4 protein-coding genes are annotated in these 10,381 nt (G+C 58.7%); all 4 read left to right on the forward strand.

Annotated features, from left to right (window positions below; all coding sequences use genetic code 11):
* Positions 1-3,172, forward strand: a 3,172-nt coding sequence (gene addB, locus TJ79_RS00680; RefSeq protein WP_052339140.1) for a helicase-exonuclease AddAB subunit AddB, incomplete at its 5' end; no start/stop codon positions are given.
* The gene (locus tag TJ79_RS00685; protein WP_052339141.1) at positions 3,162-7,358 is read left to right on the forward strand and encodes a UvrD-helicase domain-containing protein; all 4,197 of its coding nucleotides are present in this window, start codon (positions 3,162-3,164) and stop codon (positions 7,356-7,358) included. The genes addB and TJ79_RS00685, both read left to right, overlap by 11 nt.
* A gap of 38 nt (positions 7,359-7,396) precedes the next feature.
* Positions 7,397-8,662, forward strand: a complete 1,266-nt coding sequence (locus TJ79_RS00690) for an exonuclease SbcCD subunit D (protein WP_081756615.1) — start codon at positions 7,397-7,399, stop codon at positions 8,660-8,662.
* Between the two features lie 3 nt (positions 8,663-8,665).
* On the forward strand, positions 8,666-10,381 hold a 1,716-nt coding region (locus TJ79_RS00695; RefSeq protein ID WP_155987725.1), incomplete at its 3' end, for an AAA family ATPase.

Here is a 10,381-nt window from a genome sequence, read left to right on the forward strand (position 1 = left end):
TATGCGTCAGCAAGGCCAAGGGAGCGTGCCCAACCGGACCTCCGCCCTTGCGGATAAAATGGCGGATTTGTCGCTGCTTTACGCCGAATATACGAATGAGCTGGCAACCGGCCAGTATCTCGATTATGAAACGTATTTGGATAAGCTGGCGGAACAGGCGCAGTTCGCTCCGTTTTTGGAAGACGCGGAAATATGGGTCGACGGGTTCTATCATTTCACTGCTCAAGAGATTGCCGTCTTGGCTCAATTCGCGGTTCGCTGCCGGAAGGTGACGGTCACCCTTTGTTTGGATCGGCCCTATTCCGCCGGTGAAAAACCCGATGAGTTCGATCTGTTCCACTCCACGGCCAGCGCCATGTCCGCATTGGCGGAAAAAGCAAGAGATCTGGGGGCCGTCATCGACCCTCCTGCCTTTTTGCGCGCCGATCCGTTGCCCCGATTCCGGACCAGCCCAATGCTGGCTCATCTGGAGCATCATTTCGATAACCGCATGGCTCCCCGTAACCGCATCTACCGCGGTTCGGAAGAACCGCAGATCCGTTTGGTTGCGGCGGTCAACCGCAGGGCGGAAACGGAAGGCTGCGCCCGGGAGCTGCTGCGGCTAGTCCGGGACGAAGGGCTTCGCTGGCGGGATTTATCCGTCCGCGTGCGCCATTTGGAGGAGTATGCGGACTTGATATCGGCGGTTTTTCCCGAATACGGGATTCCGTTCTTCCTGGACCGTCAACGTCCGGTATTGAATCATCCGCTGGTGGAATTTATCCGCTCCGCATTGGAGCTCGTCAATCGCAATTGGCCCTATGAAGCGGTCTTCCGCACCGTTAAAACGGGCTTTCTTCCTTTGGACTCCCGCGGAGGGAGTACAGAAGGTTACAGAGTGTTGGATTTGTTGGAAAATTACGTGCTGGCCCGGGGAATTCAAGGCAGCCGCTGGATGGACGACAAGACGTGGGAATACCGCCGCGCCGTATCGCTAGAGGAAGACGAGGATGAGGTTGCCATTCTCGAACCGCATTTCGGCGAGGGCAGGGAACAAGAGGAGCACCGGCTCATTCGTGGCTGCCGGGAACGGATTCTCGAGCTGCTGCTGCCTTTTCAAAAGAGCTTGAAGCAAGGGGACAGCGTCAAGGCGATGGCCGGTGCGCTGTATGATCTCCTTGCGGGCTGCAGTGTTCCCGAGCAGTTGGAAGAGTTGGCCGATGCAGCCATTGCTGCGGGTGATCCGGAACGGGCAAGAGAGCATGGGCAAGTGTGGGATAGCGTCGTCGATCTGCTGGACCAACTGGTGGAAATCATGGGTGATGAGGAAATAAAGCCGGACCTGTTCGCCAAACTGGTGGACGCCGGCTTGGAAAGCATTTGTCTCGCGTTAGTACCGCCTGCGGCGGATCAGGTGCTGATCGGCTCCATGGACCGGACACGGACGGCACAAAAGCAAGTTTCCTACATATTGGGGGCCAATGAAGGATCGTTGCCGGCCAAAGCGGAGGAGGACGGAATTTTGTCCGATGCCGAGAGGCTCGCTTTAGAGAATTCAGGCCTCAAGCTGCCCGGAAATGCCAAGCGAAGACTGCTAGACGAGCAGTTGCTGATGTACACCGTGTTTTGCTCGCCTTCCCGCAGTCTTATCGTTAGCTATCCCCTTGCGGACGAGGAAGGGAAATCGCTATTGCCTGCGGAGACGATCCGCCAGTTCAAGGCGATGTTTCCGCAAGTTAAGGAAGCGGAGCAGCTTCTTGCCGCCGAGCCAGCGGGGGCGGAGGATGCGGAAGCCGCGGCTTTTGTCGGGTCTAAGACGACGACCCTATCCCTGCTCGTCACCCTGTTGAAACGCTGGAAAGAAGGCGCCGATATCTCCGGCGTCTGGTGGGACGTCTATAACCGGCTGCTGATGGAACCGGCGATGCAAAACCGGCTCGGCTATTTGCTCGGCTCCCTCCGCTACCGGAACATTGAGCCCGGGATCGGCCGCGAATCGGCGGAACTCCTATACGGAAGCTTGCTCCGAGCCAGCGTATCCCGGATGGAACGGTTTGTCGCTTGCCCCTTTTCGCAATTTGCTTCCAACGGGTTGAAGCTGCGGGAACGTAAAGTATTCCGCCTGGAAGCGCCTGATATCGGGCAATTGTTCCATGCCGCCCTAAGCCGGGTCGTAAAGGAACTGTATGATGAAACGGCAGGCTGGCTGGAAATGGGAGAAACGGAGGCGGCGGAACGCGGGCAAGCGGTGGTTGAAACGCTGGCTCCCCGGTTGCAGGGAGAAATTCTCTTCAGTTCTTCCCGTTACCGCTACATAGCCCGAAAGCTGAAGGAAATCGTCGGCCGTGCTTCCGCCGTACTCGTGCGCCAGGCGAAGGCGGGGGGATTCTATCCCGTCGGCTTGGAGCTGGGCTTCGGGCCGGGAGAGACGCTCCCTCCTCTGCGGCTTGATTTGGACGGCAGCCGTTCGATGGAAATCGTCGGACGGATCGACCGGGTGGATCGCGCCGACGGGGAAAAAGGCATGTACCTTCGTGTCATTGACTACAAATCCAGCCAGAAATCGTTGAATTTAGCGGAGTTGTTTCACGGGTTGAGCTTGCAGATGCTGACTTATTTGGATGTGGTACTCACCCACTCTTCCCTTTGGCTGGGTAGTGCGGCGGAGCCAGCGGGCGTCCTTTATTTCCATGTGCACAATCCGTTGATAACAGCGACTAATGCCCTTGATCCGGAACGGGCGGAAGCGGAAATCCGCCGCAAATTCCGCATGAAGGGCCTGGTATTGGCCGATGAGGAAGCCGTCCGGCTGATGGACGAGGAAATGGCTAGCCGCACCGGCAATTCGGAGATCATCCCCGTCGGCATCAACAAAGATGGCAGCTTCCGCAAGGGGGCGTCCGCCGCATCACCCGGACAGTTTCAAACGCTGCGCGGGCACGTCCGGCGGACGATTCGCGCCATTGGCACGGACATCGCGGACGGCGTGACGGCTATCGAGCCGTACCGGCAGGGGCAGGAGACGCCATGCCGGTTCTGCTCCTTCAAGCCGGTGTGCCAGTTCGACCCGGAAGTTCCGGGTAATCATTTCAAAACGCTGCCGGCACGGAGCGGTTCCGAGCTGTGGACGGCATTGGAAGAGTCAGCCGACCGCGGGCATGGGGATAAAGGAGGGATCGGCAGTGTCGGATAACGAAGCGAACCGGGCTAAAAATACGGACGGAACCATTCCGTCAAAGCCGGAAGATGCCCTTTGGTCGGATGAGCAGTGGGAAGCCATCGTCCGCGGCGGCGAAAACATTTTGGTAGCGGCTGCCGCCGGTTCCGGCAAAACCGCAGTGCTGGTCGAGCGGATCATCCGCAGAATCGCTGACGAGGAGCATCCTCTCGCTGTCGACCGCTTGCTAGTGGCTACGTTTACCCATGCAGCGGCGGCGGAGATGCGGGAACGGATACGCATGGCGCTGGAGAAGGAGCTGGACAAACGGCAGGATTCCCGGCATCTGCGCTCCCAACTGGCGCTCTTGCCCCGTGCCTCCATTACGACGCTGCACTCTTTTTGCATGGAGGTGCTGCGCCGGCATGGCCGGATCATCGGCCTTGATCCTGCTTTTCGCATTGCGAACGAAACGGAAGCGGAGTTGATGAAGCAGGAGATTCTGGAAGAGCTGATTGATGAATATTACTCGGCATCCGCGGAAGATTCCGATTTCTGGCGGATGGCTGACAGCTTCAGCGGGGATCGGGGCGACGGCGAACTGTTTTCCCTCGTCTTGCGATTGTATGAAACGTCCAGAAGTCATCCCGAGCCGGACGGTTGGCTGCGGGAGATGACGGAGATGTTTCAGGAGGACGAGGAGGGTATAGCGACATGGTTTGCCTGCCTGACGGCAGATGTGCGCCTGGAGCTGGACGGAGCTGCCGGCTTGCTTACGGAAGCGGCTGCATGGGCTCAATCGCCCGGCGGTCCAGCGCCTTATTTGTCCAACTTGGACGAAGAGCTTCGCCAACTGGCGGAACTTCGGCGCCTTTGTGACGAGGGCTGGAATGAGCTGCAGGCAGGGGTGTCCGGCTTTACATTCGGCCGGTTAAAGCCGTGCAAGGGCGACGATTACGACGGAGAGCTGGTCAAAAAGGTACAAGGTCTGCGCAACGAAACGAAGAAGCGGATCGCTAAGCTGCAGACGGAGCTGTTCGGCCGCAGCCGGGAGACGTACATAGAGGAGTTAGCCCTGACGGCCCCGTTATTGCAGGCATTGACGGAGCTGGTGATCCGCTTCGGCGAACGATTCCAGCAGGCGAAGCAGGACAAAGGACTGGTGGATTTTTCCGATCTGGAGCACTTTAGCTTGCGCATCTTGCGGGAGACCGATCCGGATGGCGGCGTCATGCCTTCGGCAGCTGCTTTGGAATACCGGGAGCAGTTCGACGAGGTGCTGCTTGACGAATACCAGGACACCAACCGGGTCCAGGAGGCTATCGTCGATATGATCGCCCGGCCCGGCGCGGGCAACCGCTTTATGGTCGGCGACGTGAAGCAGAGCATCTACCGCTTCCGCTTGGCGGAACCGGGACTTTTCCTGGGAAAATACAAGAGCTACAGCAGGCAGGGCGACGGCGGCGGCAGGCGGATCGATCTGGCCCGCAACTTCCGCAGCCGGGCTGAAGTTGTGGACGGGGTGAACTACATTTTCCGGCAGGTCATGGAGGAATCCGTCGGCGAAATCGCCTATGATGAAAGCGCCGAGCTCGTATACGGCGCCCAATATCCGGATATCGCCGAGGATTTATCGGTGGAGCTGGGCATCATCGACAAAAGCTTGACCCGATCCGGCGGCTTGAGTATGACCGCAAGCGGTGCGGGCGAGGCGCATGATGAGGCTATGGAACCCGCGGAAACCGGGTCGGATGACCACTCCGGCGGAGATTCGGAAGCGTCATCCGAGGATGGATATGCGGCTGTGCAAGAGGAGGAAGAGACGGCGAGATTGGAAGCCCGGCTCATCGCCCGGCGCATCCATGAGCTGATGGGATTCCGCGGGGGAACGCCTTTCCCCGTTGCCGGAAAGGGCGGAACGCCCTCGCGTCCGTTGGAATACCGGGACATCGTCATCTTGCTGCGGGCCACTCAAAGCTGGGCGCCTGCTATGACGGAAGAATTGAAGCTGATGGGCATCCCCGTTTATGCGGAGCTAGCCAGCGGATATTTCGAGGCGGTGGAAGTGGAGACCGTCCTCTCTTTATTGAAAATCATCGACAATCCCTATCAGGATATTCCGCTGGCGGGCGTCCTCCGTTCGCCGATTGTCGGGTTGTCCGCTGAGGATTTGGCATATATTCGCGTTGCTCGCAGAGATGCCGCCTTTTTTGATGCGTTAGTGGAGTTCGTGCAGGTTTGGGGAAACGCCGACAATGCCGACGATGCCGACGATTCCGATCAAAGGCAAAGGCACTTGGCGGATAAGCTGGCAGAATTTATCGCCCGGTTGAGCCATTGGCGGCAGGAAGCCCGGCAGCGATCGGTGGCGGAGCTCGTATGGACCTTATACAGGGAAACCGGCTATTACGACTTCGCCGGCGGCATGCCCGGCGGTTTGCAGCGACAAGCCAATTTGCGGGCCTTATACGACCGGGCTCGGCAATACGAAGCCACTTCGTTCCGCGGGCTGTTCCGGTTTCTTCGTTTCATTGCCCGCATGCGGGAGAGCGGAGGAGATTTAGGCACGGCTCGGGCGCTGGGTGAGCAGGAAAACGTTGTGCGGATCATGACAATCCACAAGAGCAAGGGACTTGAATTTCCCGTCGTCTTCGCGGCGGGCATGGCCAAGGGCTTCAACAAGCGGGACTTGAACGGCTCCTTCTTGCTCCATAAAGATCTAGGCTTTGGCCCGCGCTTCGTGGACACCCGCTTGCGGATCGCTTACCCGACGCTTCCGCTTCTTGCCATTCGCCGCAAAATGAGAATGGAGCTGCTGGCGGAAGAAATGCGCATACTCTACGTGGCGCTGACCCGGGCGAGAGAAAAACTGATTTTAACCGGAACCGTAGCGTCCCTGGAGAAAAAGGCGGCGGCATGGGCGGGCTCTCTCGAGCAAGATGAACAGCTGGCCGGATATGATCTGGTCAAAGCCACCGGTTATTTGGATTGGATCGGACAAGCGCTCATCCGACATCCCGATGCCGAACCACTGCGCCTTGCGGCAGGCGGTGAGTCGGGCGGGCTATTGCCCGACCGTTCCCGTTGGAGCATTCATATATCCGCTCCAATCCCTGCCGCTGCCTCGGATGCCTCATCTACCTCAGCTACTATGGAGACGATCCATCCGACGGCAGTTGAGGATACGGTGACAGGAAGCAAGCAAGATGGCTTAACAACGATAGATACCATCTCATCGCCGGGTTATGAGCAGGCTGTCCGGGAAGCGGCTGCTGCTGCAGAAATGGGTTTGGAGCCGGTGGAGGCGGAAATGGACGGTATTGCGGTCCAAAATGTACTTGAGCTTGGCGGGCTAGGGCAAATGCCGGGAGCGGAAAGCGGCGAAAGATGGTCGCGACTGCAGGCATTGGATAAGCTTCAGCCGGTTCCGACAGACAACGGTGAGCGCACGGCTGAGGTGATCCGCCGGTTGGATTGGCAGTACCCTCATGAAGCCGCCACACGGCTGTTGTCGAAAACCACCGTCTCCGAAATCAAGCGGCTAAGCGAACAAAACCGGATGCTTACGATGGACGATAGCGGCGAGGCGGAGACCGTGCGGCTGTTGCCGGGAGACAGCCGGAATCCGAAACCGGTGTTCAGGCGTCCCCGCTTCTTGGAGCTGAAGAAAATGAGCGCGGCGGAACGGGGAACGGTGCACCACGCGGTGCTGCAGCATATCGAGCTGCGCAAAGCATTGTCAGAAGCGGACATCAGGCTGACGGTGCAGAGCATGCTGGAACGCAAGCTGTTGGCCCCTGAACAAGCGGCTCAGATCGATACCGGGGAGCTTGCCGCCTTTTTCGCGTCACCTTTGGGACAACGCTTGCTGGCAAGCGGCAAGGTGCAGCGGGAAGTTCCCTTCAATCTGCAGGTGAAAGCAGGCGAATTATATCCAGATCTTACTGAACCTGCCGCCAGCGAGCCGGTTATGGTACAGGGGATCATCGATTGCTTGTTTGAAGATGCGGCGGGCTTGGTGCTTCTCGATTTTAAAACCGACGAGTTGAAAGGCATCCCGGCTTCCGACTACGCGGAGCGTTACCGGGCGCAGATCGAGCTGTACAGCCGGGCGCTGGAAACGATATGGAACCGCAAGCTGGCCGGCTGTTATCTGTTTTTTACATCGGTGGCGGAAACGGTTGAACTTGATCTAAAGGATGCCGCAGACAGCGGGAAATAAGGTGTCGGCATGCTGGAAAAGAGGAGCAGGGGTAGGATATGAGGATTTTACATACAGCGGATTGGCATTTCGGACGTACGCTGGAGGGAAGAAGCCGGCAGGAAGAGCAGGAGGCGTTCGTCGATGAACTGGTAGCCATAGCCGAGGCGGAAGGGATCGACCTCGTTTTGATGGCGGGGGATGTTTACGATACGGTGAATCCCCCTTCCCAATCGGAGAAGCTGTTTTACGACAGCTTGTCCCGGCTTGCCGCCGGCGGGAAAAGACACGTGGTAGTCATCGCCGGCAACCACGATAATCCCGAACGGCTTGCTGCCGCTGGACCTCTTGCGGGCAAACAGGGCATCACTTTGATCGGCTTGCCCGTGTCCGCCCTTCAGGAGGTGGGCATCGCCCGGACGCAGGAGAAGGCGCGGATATTAGCGCTGCCATACCCGTCGGAGTCCAGACTGAAGGAGCTCTTGGCTAGCGAGGCTGACGAGGCGCAAGTGCAGGGAGCCTATGCCGATCGGATTCGCAGCATCGTCGCCAAGCAATGCGCCTCCTTTACGGATCAGACCGTCAACCTGATTATGAGCCATCTTTTCGTATACGGTGGGGATACAAGCGACTCGGAACGGCCGATTCACCAACTGGGAACGGCATATGCCGTCGATACATCCGCCCTGTGCGCCGGGGCGCAATATGTCGCCCTCGGCCATCTGCACCGCCCGCAAATGCTGACGGCTCCGGATAAGATCCGCTATTCCGGGTCGCCGCTATCGTACAGCTTTTCCGAACGGGGACAGGCAAAATCCGTGACCATAGTCGATCTCTCGCCGGGCAAACCCGCAGAGTTGAAAGAGGTCGTTTTAAGCTCGGGCCGTCCGCTTGTCCGCTGGGAGGCAAAAGGCGGCATTGCCGAGGTTTATCGCTGGCTGGATGAAGGCAAGGATGCCCGCGCTTGGATCGACTTGGAGCTGCATTTGACAGAAATGCTGTCCATGGAGCAAATCCAAATTTTGCGCAAGCAGCATGGAGGTATTGTAAACATCCGTCCGGTTTATCCGCTGGACGAACAAGAAGCCGAACTATCATATAGTGAAAAGCTGCCCATCGATGAAATGTTCCGCCGCTTTTATGCCCAGATGTCCAAAGGAGCGCAGCCGGAGCCGGAACTGGTACAGCTGTTCATGCAGCTTTTGGAGGAAGCGTCGGATGACCCGGATGCCGTTGAATCAAGCGCGGAAAGCGCGGAGGTTTGGCGGTCGCGGGAGGCGCTGAGTCAATCCGCCAAGGAAGCAGCAGCAGGAAGGGAGGAATAGTCGATGAAGCCGTTGCGATTGTCCCTGTCCGGTTTGCAGAGTTACCGGGAGAAGCAGGAAATTGATTTTAACGATTTGTGCAGCGCAGGAGTATTCGGGATATTCGGTCCCACCGGCAGCGGAAAATCCACCATTCTCGACGCCATTACTTTGGCGTTGTTCGGCAAGGTGGAGCGGGCGATCGGAGGCACCCAGGGGATATTGAACCAGGGTGAAAATGTACTGGCGGTTTCCTTCACCTTTGAACTGAACGGTGCATCAGGCGTCGAAACGTATAAGGTGGAGCGCCAGTTCAAGCGTACGGGTGACTATACCGTGCAGAGCACCGTGAATCGTTTCGTGCAAATTTCCGGCGAGGTCCAAACCGTGTTGGCGGATAAAGCGGGAGAGGTGAACGCCAAGGTTCAGGATATTCTCGGATTGGAGATGGCTGATTTTACCCGGGCGGTGGTTCTGCCCCAAGGGAAATTCGCCGAGTTTCTCGCGTTAAAAGGATCTGACAGACGGAAAATGCTGCAGCGTCTGTTCCATCTGGAGCGGTACGGGGAAAAACTGGCCCGCCGCCTATCCACGCGAACGGATGAAACGAAGCAGGCTGCGGCGCAGGTTGCGGCGGAGCAACTGGGACTGGGGGATGCATCGGAAATCGCTCTGAAGGCGGCGGATAAGCGCTTGAAGGAAGCGGATGCCGCCGTAGGAGAACAGCGGAAGCTGCGGCAAGAGATCGAGGGACAATGGGAAGAGAAGCGGCAAGTCCGACTTTGGCAGGTGGAAGAAGCGGCAGCCTTTTCCGAGCTGGAGCGTCTCGCGGCGCTGGAGCCTTCCGTTTGGGAAAAGGAGCAGAGGCTTTCTGTCGGGGAGCGGGCAGAGCGAATCCGTCCCTTCATGGAAGCCCGGGAGAGTGCCATCCAGACGAATAAACGAAACCTTGCGGAAAAGGATCGGCTGGAGCAAGAAAGGGCAGCCGTGATGGCAAGTTTTGAAGCGGCGGACGGGGCTTACCGGCTCGCGCTTGAGGAATGGACCAAAGAGAACGCCCCCTTGCAGATTAGGCTGGAGCAGCTGACCCAAGCGCTGGAGCTGAAAGCGGAAGGGGATACCCTAGCCCTCCGGGTTGCGGCGGTGGAACGGGAGGTCATCCATGCCGCTGAACTCATGCAGGTTCGCAGCAAGGAAGCGGAAGCCGGGAGGGAAAAGCACCGCAAAGCGGTGGATTTGCAGGCCGTCTTAAAGCAGGATCTTGCCGCGATTACGATCAAAAGTGAAGAGCGGGAGCGTCTAGCGGCGGCAGAGCGCAGTCAGCAAGCAGTTTTAACGGCTGAGCGGCAGCTTGCCTCGCTGCAGGCTGAAGCGGCCGAGCGGGTGCAGGATGAGAGCAGCGTTGTCAAAGCACTGGAGACTGCTGCCAGCGACGCGGCTGACTGCAATCGGCAATTGGAAGAGCTGGAGCGGCGGGTTTTGGCAGAGGAAGAGGAAGCGATTTCCCTTGAACTGGCTATGGAAGGGCTGCAGGCGGATGTCGCGGCAGCAGAGGAGCGGCTGCGGGAAGTCGGCGCCGCAGAGGAGCGCCACCGCATGGCGGCTGAGCTAGCAGCTGCGCTGGCGGCAGGCGATCCGTGTCCGGTGTGCGGCAGCCGGGAGCATCCTGCTCCCGCCGCCCGCTCCGCGGACACCGGCGCCGCCGCCGACAGCGCCGCGCTGCTGGCGCAGGCCGCCGCC

This window comes from Gorillibacterium massiliense (assembly GCF_000455485.1).
GTDB lineage: Bacteria > Bacillota > Bacilli > Paenibacillales > NBRC-103111 > Gorillibacterium > Gorillibacterium massiliense.